The sequence below is a fragment of the Pseudomonas sp. LS.1a genome, assembly GCF_022533585.1.
Taxonomy (GTDB): Bacteria; Pseudomonadota; Gammaproteobacteria; order Pseudomonadales; family Pseudomonadaceae; genus Aquipseudomonas.
Genome location: NZ_CP092827.1, coordinates 894,461 through 910,906, shown reverse-complemented (window position 1 = coordinate 910,906; position 16,446 = coordinate 894,461). Strand labels below are relative to the sequence as shown.

The following is a 16,446-nucleotide window of genomic DNA, read 5'->3' as shown; positions in this document are numbered from 1 at the left end:
TCAAAACCTGTGCGATCACTGTGGGAGCGGGTTCACCCGCGAAAGGGCCGGTACAGGCGCTACATCACTCCAGCGCAGCCGCCGGCCCGAAGAACTCGTAGCGGCTCTGCTGCTCTGGCACACCCAGGCCCTTCAGCTGGCGCTTGACCGCCGCCATGAAACCCTTGGGCCCGAGGAAGTAGGCATCCACGTCACGCTCCTGCGGCAGCCACTCGGCCAGCAGGTCCTCGCTCAGCAGGCCCAAGGCATCAGCTGCGGCGCCACCCTGCGGTTCGGCATAGCAGTAGAAGCGCTTGAGCTGCGGGTGACGCGCGGCCAGCTCGTCGATCCAGTCGCGGAAGGCATGCACGGCACCGTTGCGCGCGCAGTGAATGAAATGCACCTCACGCTGGGTTTGCAGTGCCGCCTGCAGCATTGGCAGGGTCGGGGTAATCCCCACGCCACCGCTGATCAGCACCAGCGGCTTGTCGCTGGCAACCAGGGTGAAATCGCCAGCCGGCGGGAACAGCTGCAGGGTATCGCCCACCGCCAGTACGTCGTGCAGGTAGTTGGAGACCTTGCCGCCCGCCTCGCGCTTGACGCTGATGCGGTATTCCTTGCCGTCGCACAATGCCGACAGGGAATAGTTACGGCGCTGCTCGGCACCGTCGATGTCCAGCTTCAGGCCGATGTACTGGCCAGGCTCGGCCTTGAGCACCGGCTTGCCATCCACCGGGGCAAAGTAGAACGATACGATTTCGCTGCTTTCCTGCTCACGGCGTACCAGGCGGAATTCGCGGGTACCGCGCCAGCCACCTTCGGCCTCTTCCTTCTGTTTATAGAGATTCTCTTCGGCACCGATCAGGATGTCGGCCAGCTGGCCATAGGCCGCGCCCCAGGCATCTATCACGGCGGGGGTGGCGATTTCCTTGCCCAGCACTTCTTCGATGGCGCGCAGCAGGCAGCTGCCGACGATCGGGTAGTGCTCGGGCAGAATCTGCAAGGCAACGTGCTTGTTGATGATCTGGCCGACCAGGCCGCCAAGCTGCTCCAGCTGGTCGATGTGGCGGGCATACATCAGCACGCCGTTGGCCAGGGCGCGCGGCTGGTCACCACTGGCCTGGTGGGCCTGGTTGAACAGCGGACGCACTTGCGGGTACTCGCTGAGCATCATCTTGTAGAAGTGGGTGGTCAGCGCCTCGCCGCCGCTTTCCAGCAGGGGGACAGTGGCCTTGATGATTGCACGTTGTTCGGCATTGAGCATTGCAACAACTCCTGAGCCTGTGGCTTCGAATGACTGCCTCGGTCATTACATCAACCGTGCCAACTTTTATCTCCAGCAAAATCAGGCAGTTGACGCCGATCATGTCAAAACGACCCACCCCGGCGTATAGTCATATCGACTTACAGGAGTCAATATGACCACAAAGCCGCTGCTCACCACCCTGCTGCCCCTGGTCAGCGACCTGTCCCGCGACCTGCCCGACCAGGAACGCTATCGCCGCCTGCTGCAGGCCATGCGTGGGTTGCTGCCCTGCGATGCCGCCGCGCTGCTGCGCCTGGACGGCGAGTGGCTGGTGCCGCTGGCAGTGGACGGCCTGAGCCCCGATACACTGGGCCGGCGCTTCCGGGTCAGCGAGCACCCACGCTTCCAGGTCCTGCTCAGCAGCCCGGAACCCACTCGCTTTGCCAGTGACTCCGAGCTGCCCGACCCTTACGACGGCCTGGTCAACACCCCCGATGCCAACCTGGAAGTACATGACTGCATGGGCTGCCCGTTGATGGTTGACGAACGCCCTTGGGGCCTGGTTACCCTCGACGCCCTCACCCCGGGGCAGTTCCAGAGCCTGGAGCTGGGCGCCCTGCAGGCCTTCGCCAGCCTGGCCGCCGCCACGGTCACCGTGGCCGAGCGCATCGAGCACCTGGCCCTGCGCGCGGAAGACGAGCACCACCGCGCCGAGATCTACCGCCAGGCCAGCGGCCAGGATAAAGAGCTGATTGGCCAGAGCCCTGCGCACAAGCGCCTGGTGGAGGAAATCCGCCTGGTCGGTGGCAGCGACCTGACCGTGCTGATCACCGGTGAGACCGGCGTTGGCAAGGAATTGGTGGCCCAGGCCCTGCACCAGGCCAGCAACCGCGCCGACAAACCGCTGGTCAGCCTGAACTGTGCTGCCCTGCCCGACACCCTGGTGGAAAGCGAACTGTTCGGCCATGTGCGCGGTGCCTTCACCGGTGCCCATGGCGAGCGCCGTGGCAAGTTCGAACTGGCCAATGGCGGCACACTGTTCCTCGACGAAGTCGGTGAACTGCCGCTGACGGTGCAAGCCAAGCTGCTGCGTGTGCTGCAGAGCGGCCAGTTGCAGCGCCTGGGCTCGGACCGCGAGCACCGGGTGGATGTGCGCCTGATCGCAGCCACCAACCGCGACCTGGCAGCAGAAGTACGCACTGGCAACTTCCGCGCCGACTTCTATCATCGCCTCAGCGTGTACCCGCTGCACGTGCCACCGTTGCGCGAACGTGGGCGAGATGTGCTGCTGTTGGCCGGCTACTTCCTCGAACAGAACCGTTCGCGCCTGGGCCTGAACAGCCTGCGCCTGAGCAGCGAAGCCCAGGCCGCGCTGCTGGCCTACGACTGGCCAGGCAACGTGCGTGAACTGGAACACCTGATCGGTCGCTCGGCGCTCAAGGCGCTGGGCCAACACCCTGACAGGCCACGCATCCTTACCCTGGAAGCCATCGACCTGGACCTGCGCGCAACGGCAACGCCCGGCATCCCGCCCTCCCCTGCCGCGTCCTTGCAGGCAGCACCGCTACCCGAGGGGGGTCTGCGCGAAGCCGTCGACGCCTACCAGCGCCAGGTGATCGAAGCCTGTCTGCAGCGGCACGAAGGAAACTGGGCAGCGGCTGCCCGGGAACTCGGCCTGGACCGCGCCAACCTTAGCCGCCTGGCCCGTCGGCTGGGGCTGCGCTGATTGAAACCAGCGCGGTACCTGTGGGAGGTGGCCCGGCCCTTTGGCCTGCGCTGTCGCATGAATAGCTGAACTTGCAAGCAATCCGCGTACCCTGTGGGAGCGGCTTTAGCCGCGAAGAATCCAACGCGGTGCATGGCACCGGCTGCGCCGGTGTTCGCGGCTAAAGCCGCTCCCACAGGGGCCCGAGCATTCCTTGGCTCGGTGCAAAATGACTAAAGCCAAGCCCGAACAGGCCGATAACCGGTTACTCCCTGTTCCCCATGAAGGTCACCATGGCCACGCAAAATGCCCGCGCGGACTCGCTGTCCCTGCTGCTGTTCACCCTGCGCAGCGGCAAGTTGATGGCAATCAACCTGCTCAAGGTCAGCGAGATCATCCCTTGCCCGGCGCTGACCAAGCTGCCCGAATCACACCCCCACGTGAAAGGCGTGGCGACCCTGCGCGGCAACCCGCTGTCGGTCATCGACCTGTCCCGCGCCATTGGCGAACGGCCGCTGGCCGATCCGGACGGTGGCTGTCTGATCGTTACCGAGATCAGCCGCTCGCGTCAGGGCCTGCATGTGCAGGCGGTCAGCCGCATCGTGCATTGCCTGAGCACCGACATCAAACCACCACCCTATGGCTCAGGCAGCCGATCGTTCATCACCGGCGTGACCCGGGTCGACAACACCCTGGTGCAGGTGCTGGACATCGAAAAAGTCATCCATGCCATCGCCCCGCCGACGCCTGAGCCGCCTCAGCGCACCTTGAGCGAGGAAGACGCCAGCCTGCTGGCCGCAGCCAATATCCTGGTGGTGGATGACAGCCAGGTGGCCCTGCAGCAGTCGGTGCACACCCTGCGCAACCTCGGCGTCGAATGCCACACCGCGCGCAGCGCCAAGGACGCCATCAACGTGTTGCTGGACCTGCAAGGCACCGCGCAGGAAATCAACGTGATCGTCTCCGACATCGAAATGAGCGAAATGGACGGCTACGCCTTCACCCGCACCCTGCGCGAAACCCCCGACTTCCAGCACCTGTACATATTGCTGCATACCTCGCTGGACAGCGCCATGAGCAGCGAAAAGGCGACCCAGGCCGGGGCCAATGCCATCCTCACCAAGTTCTCCTCGCCGGAGCTGACCGATTGTCTGGTGGTGGCGGCGCGCGCCGTGGTGTTCGCCGAGCGTTGATATATTCGGAGACAAACTCCCCGGCTTGCCGCCGGGGTCGAGTCGGGCATAATTCGCGCCCCTCGCAGGTAACTTGCCGGAATCGTGTATGAAGTTTCTCAGCTCTATCCTGATCAGTTGCGCCCTCTTCAGCGGTATTGCCCAGGCTTCCAGCAGCCAGGCCTGGAACGAGCAGCGCCAGCAGATGCTCAAGGCCTGCCTGGCCGCCAGCCAGTTCAAGGACGCACACGCCCGCAGCAAGCCTGCCGAGTTCGATGACCAGGTGGGCATGAGTGCCCTGCTGATCGAAGGCGTCTACCCCCAGAAGCACATGCAGCAGCGCACCGGCACCGAGTTGTGCCTGTACGACCGCCAGCACCAGCGCGCCTTTGTCAGCGAATGGAGCCCGGAAGCCAAGTGACCGACAACCTGCGTTTCGCCTGTACCGGCTGCGGCAAGTGCTGCACCGGCCACCACGTGCCCTTGACCCTGGCCGAAGCACGCCGCTGGGCGGACAACGCCGGCCAGGTGGTGGTACTGATCGAAGCCTTTGTGGCGGACGGCCCTGGCATGCCGGTAGAACAGCGTGATCATGTGCTGCGTCGCTCCCATCCCGTGCCCTGCGGCGACAGCGAGGCACGCGTATCGGTGACCTTTGCCGCGTTCAATCCCGGCCGCTGCCGCAACCTCGACGACAACGACCTGTGTACCATCTATGACCAGCGGCCGCTGGTCTGTCGCATCTACCCGGTGGAAATCAACCCGCATATCCCGCTGCGGCCGGACAGCAAGGACTGCCCGCCGGAAGCCTGGCAGCAGGGGCCGGATCTGATTCACGGCACGCAACTGGTCGATGCCGAACTGGAGGCACTGGTGCAGGCCTCGCGCCAGGCCGACCGCGATGACATCGCCGCGAAGGTGGCGGTGTGCCAGGCGCTGGGGATGACCACCAGTGCACTCAAGGGCAACGGATTTACTGCCTACCTGCCTGACATGGGGGCCTTCCGCGCGGGTCTGGAGCAGGTACCGGAGGCTGGCCTGGCACAGTGGACCCTGCACGTGGAGGACGCGGCGCTGGTGGCGAGCTTGCAGGAACATGGTTTGCGCACCACCAGCGAGCCCCCGGTGTATTACGCCTTCATCAGCTTCTAGCTATGCCTTGGCGGGGCAACCGCCTTGCACAGGAACCAAAGCCTGCCGCGGTCCCTGTGGGAGCGGGCGTGCCCGCGAACACCGGCGCAGCCGGTGCCATGCACCGCGTTGGATTCTTCGCGGCTAAAGCCGCTCCCACAGGGGGCGCAGTTCGCATGCTAGGTGCGTAGTGGCGCGGCAAGCGAAACTGACAGCGCTGTCAGCCAGCGGTCACGCTGCCGACCCGGTTCGGGGGCTATAAGATTGAATACAGCTCCCTTCCCTCCCCTCCGGCCAAGGTGCCCGCACCGATGCGACGTCCGTCCCGCCCTGTCCTCCTCGCCACCCTGGCGCTCCTCGTCCTGGCGGTAGCGGGTCTCTGGTTCGGCCAGCGCCAGCCCGCACCTGCCGCCCGCGCGCAAACCGCCGTGCCGGTGCGCGTGGTCAGTGTCGTCCAGCAGAACGTGCCGCGCTATACCAGCGCCATCGGTTCGGTGCTGTCGCTGCACAGCGTCGAAGTGCGCCCGCAAGTGGAGGGGGTACTGACCCAGGTGCTGGTCAAGGAAGGCCAGTGGGTGAAGGAAGGCGACCTGCTGGCCACCCTCGACGACCGTGCCATCCGCGCCAGCCTCGACCAGGCCCGTGCCGAACTGGGCCAGAGCCAGGCGCAGATCCAGGTCGCCAATGTCGACCTGCAGCGCTACCGCCTGCTGAGTACCGACAACGGCGTATCGAAGCAGACCCTCGACCAGCAGCAGGCCCTGGTCAACCGCCTGCAGGCCACGGTCAAAGGCAACCAGGCAGCCATCGCCAATGCCGAGGTGCAGCTGTCGTACACACAGGTCCGCTCGCCGGTGACCGGCCGGGTGGGTATTCGTAACGTCGACCCCGGCAACCTGGTGCGCACCAGCGATACCCGCAGCCTGTTCAGCGTCACCCAGATCGACCCGATCGCCGTCGAGTTCGCCCTGCCACAGCAAATGCTGCCGACCCTGCAGAGCCTGCTGAAGGCGCCCACCCCGGCGCTGGTGCAGGCCTATATGGACGCCGACGGCGAACGCAGCCTGCTCGGTGAAGGCCACCTGGCGCTGATCGACAACCAGATTTCCACCACCACCGGCACCGTGCGGGTAAAAGCCGAGTTCGACAACAAGGACGGCCGCCTGTGGCCGGGCCAGCTGGTCACCATTCGCCTGCGCACCGCAGTGGAAGAAAACGCCCTGGTAGTGCCGCCGCCGGTGGTGCAACGCGGCGTCGACGGGCACTTCGTCTACCGCCTGGACGGTGACAGGGTCACCAGTGTGCCGGTCAAGGTGCTGTACCAGGACAGCGGGCTGAACATCATTGCCGGGGTCAAGCCGGGCGAGCGCCTGGTGCTCGACGGCCAGTCACGGCTCAAGCCCGGTTCGCGGGTCGAAGTGGCCCCTGACGCCCCCGCCCCCTCGGAAATGGCTGACCGCCGGAGCCAGCCATGAACACGCGCAACGGTGTTTCGGCCTGGTGCATCGACCACCCCATCGCCACCTTGCTGCTGACCTTCGCCCTGGTGCTGCTGGGGGCCATCGCTTTCCCGCGCCTGCCGGTAGCGCCGCTACCTGAGGCAGACTTCCCGACCATTCAGGTGACCGCCCAGCTGCCCGGCGCCAGCCCGGAAACCATGGCCTCGTCGGTGGCCACGCCGCTGGAAGTGCAGTTCAGCGCCATCCCTGGCATGACCCAGATGACCAGCAGCAGCGCGCTGGGCTCGACCACCCTGATCCTGCAGTTCACGCTCGACAAGAACATCGACACTGCCGCCCAGGAAGTGCAGGCGGCGATCAACACCGCCACTGCGCGCCTGCCACAAGACCTGCCCAACCCGCCGACCTGGCGCAAGGTCAACCCCGCCGACAGCCCGGTGCTGGTGATGACCGTCAGCTCCAGCCAGATGCCCGGCAACGAACTCAGCGACTACGCCGAAACCCTGCTGGCGCGCCAGCTGAGCCAGATCGAAGGGGTGGGCCTGATCAACATCACCGGGCAACTGCGCCCGGCGATCCGCGTGCAGGCGCAACCCGAGAAGCTGGCGGCCATCGGCCTGACCCTGGCCGACCTGCGCCACGCCATCCAACAGACCAGCCTGAACCTGGCCAAGGGCGCGCTGTACGGCGAGCACAGCGTGTCGACCATCGCCGCCAACGACCAGTTGTTCCACCCCGACGACTACGCCCAGCTGATCGTCTCGTACCGTGACGGTGCACCGGTGCACCTGAAGGACGTGGCCAAGGTGATCAACGGCGCCGAGAACGCCTACGTCAAAGCCTGGTCCGGCGACCAGCCGGGACTGAACCTGGTGATCTTTCGCCAGCCCGGCGCCAACATTGTCGATACCGTGGACCGGATAATGGCCGCGCTGCCCATGCTGCAGGAGATGCTGCCGGCCTCGGTCGAGGTGTCGGTGCTGCAGGACCGCACCCAGACCATCCGCGCCTCGCTGCACGAAGTGGAGCTGACCCTGATGATCGCCGTGGCCCTGGTGATCGGGGTGATGGCGCTGTTCCTGCGCCAGTGGTCAGCGACCCTGGTGGTGTCCAGCGTGCTCGGCGTATCGCTGATTGCCAGTTGTGCGCTGATGTACATCTTCGGCTTCAGCCTGAACAACCTGACCCTGGTGGCCATCGTCATCTCGGTGGGCTTCGTGGTCGACGATGCCATCGTCGTGGTGGAGAACATCCACCGCCACCTGGAGGCCGGCGACGACAGCCGCACGGCGGCGCTCAAGGGCGCGGGGGAAATCGGCTTTACCGTGGTGTCGATCAGTTTCTCGCTGATTGCCGCGTTCATCCCGCTGCTGTTCATGGGCGGTGTGGTCGGCAGGCTGTTCAAGGAGTTCGCCCTTACCGCCACCGCCACCATCCTGATTTCGGTGGTGGTTTCGCTGACCCTGGCACCAACCCTGTGTGCGCTGTTCATGCGCCGCCCGCCCGGCGAGCACAAGGGCGGCTTCGGCGAGCGCCTGGTCAGGTGGTACGAAAAGGGCCTGGACCACGCCCTCGCCCACCAGCGCCTGACCCTCGGCGTGTTCGGCCTGACCCTGGCCCTGGCGGTGGCAGGTTACGTAGGTATCCCCAAGGGCTTTTTCCCGCTGCAGGACACCGGCTTCATCCTCGGCACCAGCGAGGCGGCGGCGGATGTGTCGTACCCATCGATGATCGAGAAGCACCAGGCGCTGGCCAAGATCATCGAGGCCGACCCGGCGGTGCGCGCGTTCTCCCACTCGGTGGGCGTTACCGGCAGCAACCAGACCATCGCCAACGGCCGCTTCTGGATCGCCCTCAAGCCGCGTGGCGAGCGCGATGTGTCGGCCAGCGCACTGATCGACCGGCTGCGGCCCAAGCTGGCCCAGGTGCCGGGCATCGTCCTGTACATGCGCGCCGGCCAGGACATCAACCTCAGCTCCGGCCCGTCGCGCACCCAGTACCAGTACGTGCTCAAGAGCAACGACGGCATGGCGCTGAACCTGTGGACCCAGCGCCTGACCGAGCGCCTGCGGGAAAACCCGGCGTTGCGCGACCTGTCCAACGACCTGCAACTGGGCGCCAGCGTCACCCGCATCGATATCGACCGCCAGGCCGCGGCACGTTTCGGCCTGACCACCACCGATGTCGACCAGGCGTTGTACGACGCCTTCGGCCAGCGGCAGATCAGTGAGTTCCAGACCGAGACCAACCAGTACAAGGTGATCCTCGAACTGGATGCCCGCCAGCGTGGCAAGGCCGAAAGCCTCAACTACTTCTACTTGCGCTCGCCGCTGACCAACGAGATGGTGCCGCTGTCGGCAGTGGCCCATGTGGCGCCGCCCGGTACCGGGCCGCTGTCGATCAGCCACGACGGCCTGTTCCCGGCGACCAACCTGTCGTTCAACCTGGCCCCTGGCGTGGCCCTGGGCGATGCGGTGGCCATCCTTGAACGCACCCAGCGCGAGCTGGGCATGCCCGATTCCATCAGCGGCAACTTCCAGGGCGCGGCCCAGGCCTTCCAGAGTTCGCTGTCCAGCCAGCCATGGCTGATCCTGGCAGCACTGGTGGCGGTGTACATCATCCTCGGTGTGCTGTACGAAAGCTTCGTCCACCCATTGACGATCATCTCCACCCTGCCCTCGGCCGGCCTCGGCGCGCTGATACTGCTGTGGGCCATGGGCCAGGACTTCAGCATCATGGGGCTGATCGGCGTGGTGCTGCTGATCGGCATCGTCAAGAAAAACGGCATCCTGCTGATCGACTTCGCCCTCGAAGCCCAACGCCGCCATGGCCTGACGCCGGAGCAGGCGATCCACCAGGCCTGCCTGACGCGCTTCCGGCCGATCATCATGACCACCCTTGCCGCCCTGCTCGGTGCGGTGCCGCTGATGTTCGGCTTCGGCACCGGCGCCGAACTGCGCCAGCCACTGGGCATCGCCGTGGTTGGCGGCCTGCTGGTGAGCCAGGCGCTGACGCTGTTCACCACCCCGGTCATATACTTGGCCCTGGAGCGCCTGTTCCACCGCCGCCGGGCCGCCCGTGCGGCGGCGCCCAGTGCCAGTTAGGACAAGCTCATGCGTGTACTGATCATCGAAGACGAAGAAAAAACCGCCGACTACCTGCATCGCGGCCTCAGCGAGCAGGGGTTTACCGTCGACCTGGCGCGGGACGGCATCGACGGCCTGCACCTGGCCCTGGAAGGTGACTATGCAGTGATCGTGCTGGATGTGATGCTGCCGGGCCTGGACGGTTATGGCGTGCTGCGCGCCCTGCGCGCGCGCAAGCAGACGCCGGTGATCATGCTGACCGCCCGCGAACGGGTCGAAGACCGTATCCATGGCCTGCGCGAGGGTGCCGACGACTACCTGGGCAAGCCGTTCTCCTTCCTCGAACTGGTCGCCCGCCTGCAGGCCCTGACCCGCCGTAGCAGCAACCATGAACCCCTGCAGGTGCAGGTGGGTGACCTGTGGATCGACCTGATGGCGCGCAAGGTCACGCGCGCCGGCCAGCGCCTGGAGCTGACGGCCAAGGAGTTCTCGCTGCTCAGCGTGCTGGCCCGCCGGCAAGGCGAAATCCTGTCGAAGACGGCGATTGCCGAGCTGGTCTGGGACATCAATTTCGACAGCGATGCCAACGTCGTCGAAGTGGCGATCAAGCGCCTGCGCGCCAAGCTCGACGGGCCTTTTGACAACAAGCTGCTGCACACCATCCGAGGCATGGGCTATGTCCTGGAAAACCGTGCCGGGTAATTCCATCGCGCTGCGCCTGTCGGCACTGTTCATCCTGGTGGCGCTGGGCGTGTTCCTGCTGATCGGCTCGGCGCTGTACCGCCAGGTCGACCGCAGCCTCGACCTGCTGCCGCAGGCAGAGCTGGATGCACGTTTCAGCGTGCTCGAATCCACCCTCAACCGCTTCGGCAGCCCGGAACACTGGGTCAAGATCAACAACAAGCTCAACCTGCTCAGTGAAGAGGACAAGCGCATTCGCTTCTGGGTAGTCAGCAGCAACCCGGCCTACGAATACGGCCACCCCAGCGAGCTGGTCCGCGCCTTCGCCGAAGGGGCACAGGGCATGCGCGACCTGCGCCTGCCCGACCGGCCCTACCCTTACAAGGTGCTGGTCAGCGAGCTGCCGGCCCTGGGTGAGCGACCGCCGCTGCGCTTTCTGATCGGCATCGACACCGAAACCTTCTGGCAGGCCCAGCACAGCCTGCTGGTGGCGATTGTCGGGCTGGCGGTGCTTGGCGTGCTGCTGGCCTCGCTGCTGGGCTACTGGGTGGCGCGCATCGGCCTGCGCCCGCTGCTGGCATTGTCCGTTGAGGCCCAGGCGCTGGCCCCTCCGCGCCTGGACGGGCGCCTGCAGACCCACGCCCTGGCCCCGGAGCTGGCGCAATTCGCTGGCGCCTTCAACGCTGCGCTTGACCGGGTAAGCCAGGCCTATTCGCGGCTGGAGGCGTTCAATGCCGACGTCGCCCACGAATTGCGCTCGCCGCTGACCAACCTGATCGGCCAGACCCAGGTGGCACTGACCCGCGGGCGCAGCGCCGAGCACTACTTCGAAGTGCTGCAATCGAACCTAGAGGAGCTGGAGCGCCTGCGCAGCATCATCAACGACATGCTGTTCCTGGCCAGCGCCGACCAGGGCAGCAAGGCCACCGCCCTGACCCAGGCCTCGCTGGCCGAAGAAGTGGCGACCACCCTCGACTACCTGGACTACATCCTTGAAGACGCGCAGGTCAGCGTGAGCGTGAGCGGCGATGCCCAGGTGCCCATCGAAAAGGCGCAGCTGCGCCGGGCACTGATCAACCTGCTGAACAACGCCGTGCAGCACACTGCACCGCACCAGGTGATCGAGGTGCAGATCGCTGCCGGGCCGGAGCAGGTCAGCATCGCCGTGAGCAACCCGGGGCCGGCGATCGACGATGAGCACCTGCCGTTGCTGTTCGAACGCTTCTACCGGGTGGATGCAGCACGCAGCAACAGCGGCGGGGGTAACCACGGGTTGGGCCTGGCGATCGTCAAGGCGATTGCGCTGATGCATGGTGGGGAGGTGTTTGTGCGTAGTGCGGCTGGGGCCAATACCTTTGGTATCAGGCTGCCCACCCATGCCTGACAGGAGGCCGCTCCCACAAAAGTAAAGACCGCGCAGGCTCTCTAGCATGCGGCTTTGCGGCGAAAGTCCTATTGCTTTTTCCTGCGATAATTACCTTTTGCGCAACAGTGCTTATCGCACTTCGCTCTGTTTCAAGTGTATTGAAAGGACTAACTTTACCCCCGTCCTCATTAGCACTTGCACCGCAAGAAGGTAGTTTCAAATGTCCAACAGTATGGGTATTGCCAGCGTCTTCGTCCTGTCTTCCCTGTTGTTGTCGCCCCTGGCCATGGCCGAAGAATCCCAAGCGTTCGTCACCCGTAACGCTGAGTTTGCCGCAGTCCACCAAGAGTTCCGCGAAGCCGTAGCCGCACAGCAGGCCGATTCAGCCAAAGACGCAAAACAGACCGCTTCCAAGGTTTCTATCGATGCCAATGCCGACAGCTGATCAAGCGCTGTCGCTGCTCCCGTTTTCCCTTGGCTACGCCATGGGCACCACCGGTGCCGATATGTTAGCCTTTTAAAGCCGCTGCCGATCAGCGGCTTTTTTTATGTGCTTTAACTATCAGCCCAGCTGTAACGTTCACCTATAAAAAAGACGCACATTCGAAAATAAAAACTGCCCCACCGTCAGACCAAAGGAGCTAGTACCGGTGCCTTCCGCGTTTCGTTTTACCCCGCTGTTCATTGCGTTGACTGCAACGATCCCTTTCGCCGCCCAGGCAGATGAAGACAAGGCTGATGGCTTCATCGAAGGCTCGTCCTTCAACCTGCATTTCCGTAATGCCTACTTCAACCGCGACAACCGCAACGCCGGCGTGCGCGACACCCGCGAGTGGGGCCAGGGCGCGGTTGCGCGCTTCGAGTCGGGCTACACCCCGGGCGTGATCGGCTTTGGTCTGGATGCCCATGCCATGCTGGGCCTGAAACTGGACGGCGGTGGCGGCCATGCTGGCACCAGCATCCTGCCAACCCACCAGAAGAACGAAGACGAACTGGGTGCTGCCCCGCACTCGTTCTCCACTGCCGGTGCCGCAGTCAAGCTCAAGGCCTTCGGCACCGAGCTGAAAGCCGGTGACCTGTTCCTGACCAACCCGGTGATCGCCGGCGGCGAATCCCGCATGCTGCCGCAGACCTTCCGTGGGGTTAGCCTGACCAACACCAGCATCGACGGCCTGCTGCTCGAAGGCGGCCAGGTCAGCTTCACCAAGCCGTACAACCAGAGCGGCCACCGCCGCATCGACACCTACTACGGCTCGCTGGACGAGCATGACAAGAGCAAGCACCTGAACTGGGCCGGCGCGTCGTGGAGCGGTACCCCGAACGTTACCGCCAACCTGTATGCAGCCGAGCTGAAGGACATCTGGAACCAGTACTACGCCGACTTCGACTACACCTACGTGGTCAACGACCTGGTCAGCCTGAATCCGGGCGTGCACTTCTATCACACCCAGGACACCGGCCAGGCCTTGCTGGGCAAGATCGACAACAACACCTACAGCGTGCACTTCACCGTCAACGCCGGGTTCCACAGCGTCACTGCCGCCTACCAGCGGGTCAATGGCAACACGCCGTTCGACTACATCAACCTGGGCGACAGCATCTACCTGGACAACTCGCGCATGTACTCGGATTTCAACGCGCCAAACGAGCGTTCGTGGAAGCTGCAGTACAACTATGACTTCGCCGGTGTGGGCATCCCTGGTCTGACCACGGTGCTGTCGTACTCGCGCGGTGAAGCGGACCTGACCAAGGCTACCCAGGACACCACCCACTACGACTACTACCGTGCCGATGGCAAGAACGCCATGCACTGGGAGCGCGACCTGGACGTGAAGTATGTGTTCCAGGAGGGTGATCTGAAGGACCTGTCGGTGCTGGTGCGCTATGCCACCCACCGTGGCAGCCAGGGCTATGCATCGATCGACAGCAACAGCGACAACGATGAACTGCGCGTGATCGTGGATTACCCGTTGAACGTGTTCTGATCCTGGTTTACGGGACGCACACATAACCCCTGTGGGAGCGGGTTCACCCGCGAACACCGGCGAAGCCGGTGCCAGACACCGCGTTGGTTTCTTCGCGGGTGAACCCGCTCCCACAGGGGCTTGTGGACAGTCCAAAACAAGGTATACCGTGATTCCGTCGGACAAATGTTGTTCGACAATCCCCGCTTCCCTAGAATGTCGCCGCCGCGAATGGCCCTGCCCACGCAGTAGCGAGCATGACCCCCCGACCACCGCGTTTCGCACTCTACAGATCGCACCCCGAGCTGATCCTCAACCTGGGCAGTTGCCTTGCCGTGCTCGCCATTGTGGCCATCGTCAGCTACCTGCTGGCGCGTGAGCGCGACAATGTCGAGCTGTCGGCGATCCGCTCGTCCAACAATATCGTCCAGCTGATCGAAAGCGACATCCTGCGCAACGTCGAACTCTACGACCAGTCACTGCAGGGCCTGATCTGGGCGGTCGGGCGCAAGGATCTGCCGGAAATTCCCGCCCCGGTGCGCCAACGCCTGCTCTTCAATGAAGCCTTCGTCGACCGCAAGCGCGGTGACGTGCTGTGGCTGGACAAGCAAGGCAACGTGGTAGGCGATTCCACCAGCAGCGTGCCACGCCGGGCCAACTTCGGCGACACCGGGGTGTTCCAGGCACACCTGCACAACCCCAACCTCGGACTGCTGGTGGGCCCACCGTTCAAGGCTACGCTCGGCGACCAGGACTGGTGCATCAGTTTCAGCAGGCGCATCTCCGGCCCCAATGGCGAGTTCGCTGGTCTGGCAGCGGGTGCGCTGCGCCTGTCTTACTTCAGCGACCTGTTCCGGCGACTGGATATCGGTGATGACAGCAACATCAGCCTGTTCAACGCCGACGGACAGCTGCTCGCCCGCCAGCCATCACGGCCACAAGATCCGCTTATAGGCACCAACTACGCCAATCGCGCCAATTTCAAGCGCATACTCAACGAACAGAGCGGTAGTTTCACCGCCCGCTCCGGCAGTAGTGCCACGCTGCGCATGTACACCTTTGCCCGAGTCCCGCAGCTGCCGCTGATCGTGCTGGTGGCTCACTCCGCCGAGGAGGTGTTCCAGTCCTGGCGCCGCACGGCGATCGTCGTCAGCGTCGCCACCGGCGTACTGTGCGTAGGAATCCTCTGGCTGACACTGTTGCTGGGGCGCGAATTGCGCCGCCGCCAGGAGGCCGAACAGTGCCTGGCGACCCTTGCCGCTACCGACAGCCTGACCGGCCTGGCCAACCGCCGCCACCTGGATCAGGTACTGCGCCAGGAATGGGCCCGCGCCCAGCGCAACCGCACGCCGTTGGCGGTGCTGATGGTGGATGTTGACCACTTCAAGGCCTTCAACCAGCGCCATGGCCACGCCGGTGGCGACCATGCCTTGCGCGAAGTGGCCAAGGCCATCGAGGCGTGCATCCGTCGCCCGGCCGATCTGGCGGCGCGCTATGGCGGTGAGGAGTTCCAGGTAGTGCTGCCGGAAACCGACCTGGCCGGTGCGAGACTGCTGGCCGAGCGCATCCGCGCCCGCGTCGAGGCGCTGGCGCCGTTTGCCGACGATGCCCACTCGGTCACCGTGAGCATCGGTATCGGCCTGTCGGGCACTCAGCACGACCTGGCGAGGGTGCTGGGTGCTGCGGACGAAGCGCTCTACCGGGCCAAGGCCAAAGGCCGCAACCGGGTAGAGGGGCCTGCCGACTAGGCGCGGGCGCGCGCGGCGTTGCGCAGGGCCCTGACCTGGTCATGGTTGCGCTGCACGCCTTGCAGCTGTTTTTCCACCAGGGTGTAGGTCTGGTCGCTGGCGCCGCGGCCCAGCTTCACCAGTTTCTCACGGGCTTCCTTGTAGGCCTTGAGGGCATGGTCCTCGCCCCGCTCCACCTCGTTCAGCACCGCTTCCTCATCCTTGCCGGTCACCATCGCCTTGAGGTTGACCCAACCCCGATGCAGGTCACCGCTGATGCTGGTGGAGGTTTCCGGGTCGCCCCCCAGGCGGCGCACCTCGCTCTGCAGTTCACCGGCAGCATTGGCACACTCACCGGCACGTTGAACGAAGAACGCTTTCAGTTCGGGGTTCTTCACATCATCGGCCGAGGCTTTGAAGCCTTTCTCGCCATCCTTGCTGTACTCGATCAGGTCGTTGAGCACATCGATCACGTCTTTGTTGGGATTGCTCATGGTACGAACTCCTTGGCAGGTGATAGTCATCTGTAAGGGAGCAGCGTTCGTGCCAACCTTGTGCTCTCAATAAAATACTTTTAAATCAAATAGATATGATGACAAGAGTAAATGCTGAAACCGGCGTTCTGCATGATTGCCGCTTGGGCCTTCGTGCAGATTGCAGTATGGTCGGCGCTTTTCAACAGCCAGGTGCGCCGATGATGAAGCCGGAAACCCTCGAACTGCTGGTGACCCGCACCATGCCATTTGGCAAGTACCAGGGACGAATCATTGCCGACCTGCCAGGTGATTACCTGGCCTGGTTTGCACGCAAGGGTTTCCCGGCGGGGGAACTGGGTGGGCTATTGGCGTTGATGCATGAGATCGACCACAACGGGCTGGGCGATCTGCTTGTGCCGTTGCGGCAGAAGCACGGGCGTTGACCTGCTCCGG

At 64.4% G+C, this 16,446-nt stretch carries 14 protein-coding genes; 12 read left to right on the top strand and 2 right to left on the bottom strand.

From position 1 onward, the window contains the following. Nucleotides 1-64: 64 nt before the first annotated feature. A complete protein-coding gene (hmpA, locus tag MKK04_RS04170) occupies nt 65-1,243 on the bottom strand; it encodes an NO-inducible flavohemoprotein (protein WP_207832516.1) in 1,179 nt (392 codons plus the stop codon). Between the two features lie 154 nt (nt 1,244-1,397). On the opposite strand from hmpA, the gene norR reads away from it, so the two are divergent. The 11 genes from norR to MKK04_RS04115 all read left to right on the top strand — a co-directional run bounded on the left by norR (nt 1,398) and on the right by MKK04_RS04115 (nt 15,538). Then, complete coding sequence (gene norR, locus MKK04_RS04165) at nt 1,398-2,951, top strand: nitric oxide reductase transcriptional regulator NorR (protein ID WP_233687282.1); 1,554 nt, start codon at nt 1,398-1,400, stop codon at nt 2,949-2,951. Nucleotides 2,952-3,223: 272 nt separating this feature from the next. Further along, the gene (locus tag MKK04_RS04160) at nt 3,224-4,123 is read left to right on the top strand and encodes a chemotaxis protein (protein WP_207832512.1); all 900 of its coding nucleotides are present in this window, start codon (nt 3,224-3,226) and stop codon (nt 4,121-4,123) included. Between the two features lie 88 nt (nt 4,124-4,211). After that, nucleotides 4,212-4,523 carry a hypothetical protein gene (locus tag MKK04_RS04155; protein WP_025337739.1) on the top strand — a complete coding sequence of 104 codons (312 nt, stop codon included), beginning with the start codon at nt 4,212-4,214 and terminating at the stop codon, nt 4,521-4,523. Beyond that, nucleotides 4,520-5,254: a YkgJ family cysteine cluster protein gene (locus tag MKK04_RS04150; RefSeq protein ID WP_241106276.1), complete on the top strand. Its 735-nt coding sequence runs from the start codon at nt 4,520-4,522 to the stop codon at nt 5,252-5,254. Before MKK04_RS04155 ends, MKK04_RS04150 begins: the two co-directional genes overlap by 4 nt. Before the next feature lie 290 nt (nt 5,255-5,544). Beyond that, a complete protein-coding gene (locus MKK04_RS04145; protein ID WP_241106275.1) occupies nt 5,545-6,708 on the top strand; it encodes an efflux RND transporter periplasmic adaptor subunit in 1,164 nt (387 codons plus the stop codon). Beyond that, nucleotides 6,705-9,797 (top strand): multidrug efflux RND transporter permease subunit, encoded by a 3,093-nt coding sequence (locus MKK04_RS04140; RefSeq protein WP_241106274.1) that lies wholly within the window; start codon nt 6,705-6,707, stop codon nt 9,795-9,797. The genes MKK04_RS04145 and MKK04_RS04140 overlap by 4 nt, the downstream gene beginning before the upstream one ends. 9 nt (nt 9,798-9,806) lie before the next feature. Next, entirely contained in the window at nt 9,807-10,481 is a 675-nt protein-coding gene (locus tag MKK04_RS04135) for a heavy metal response regulator transcription factor (RefSeq protein ID WP_063911272.1), read from the top strand. Then, complete coding sequence (locus tag MKK04_RS04130) at nt 10,456-11,844, top strand: heavy metal sensor histidine kinase (protein WP_207832504.1); 1,389 nt, start codon at nt 10,456-10,458, stop codon at nt 11,842-11,844. The genes MKK04_RS04135 and MKK04_RS04130 overlap by 26 nt, the downstream gene beginning before the upstream one ends. Nucleotides 11,845-12,046: 202 nt before the next feature. Next, on the top strand, nt 12,047-12,271 hold the full coding sequence (locus tag MKK04_RS04125; RefSeq protein WP_207832502.1) for a hypothetical protein: 225 nt from the start codon (nt 12,047-12,049) through the stop codon (nt 12,269-12,271). Nucleotides 12,272-12,476: 205 nt separating this feature from the next. Beyond that, the gene (locus tag MKK04_RS04120) at nt 12,477-13,811 is read left to right on the top strand and encodes an OprD family porin (protein ID WP_207832499.1); all 1,335 of its coding nucleotides are present in this window, start codon (nt 12,477-12,479) and stop codon (nt 13,809-13,811) included. A gap of 236 nt (nt 13,812-14,047) precedes the next feature. After that, the gene (locus tag MKK04_RS04115) at nt 14,048-15,538 is read left to right on the top strand and encodes a GGDEF domain-containing protein (RefSeq protein ID WP_241106273.1); all 1,491 of its coding nucleotides are present in this window, start codon (nt 14,048-14,050) and stop codon (nt 15,536-15,538) included. Here MKK04_RS04115 and MKK04_RS04110 read toward each other — a convergent pair. Continuing rightward, nucleotides 15,535-16,011, bottom strand: coding sequence for a ferritin-like domain-containing protein (locus tag MKK04_RS04110; RefSeq protein WP_207832496.1), 477 nt, complete (start codon nt 16,009-16,011; stop codon nt 15,535-15,537). The genes MKK04_RS04115 and MKK04_RS04110 overlap by 4 nt on opposite strands. 203 nt (nt 16,012-16,214) lie before the next feature. Between MKK04_RS04110 and MKK04_RS04105 the strand changes: the two genes are divergently transcribed. Continuing rightward, nucleotides 16,215-16,436: a DUF3820 family protein gene (locus MKK04_RS04105; RefSeq protein WP_015268980.1), complete on the top strand. Its 222-nt coding sequence runs from the start codon at nt 16,215-16,217 to the stop codon at nt 16,434-16,436. The last annotated feature ends 10 nt before the right edge of the window (nt 16,437-16,446 follow it).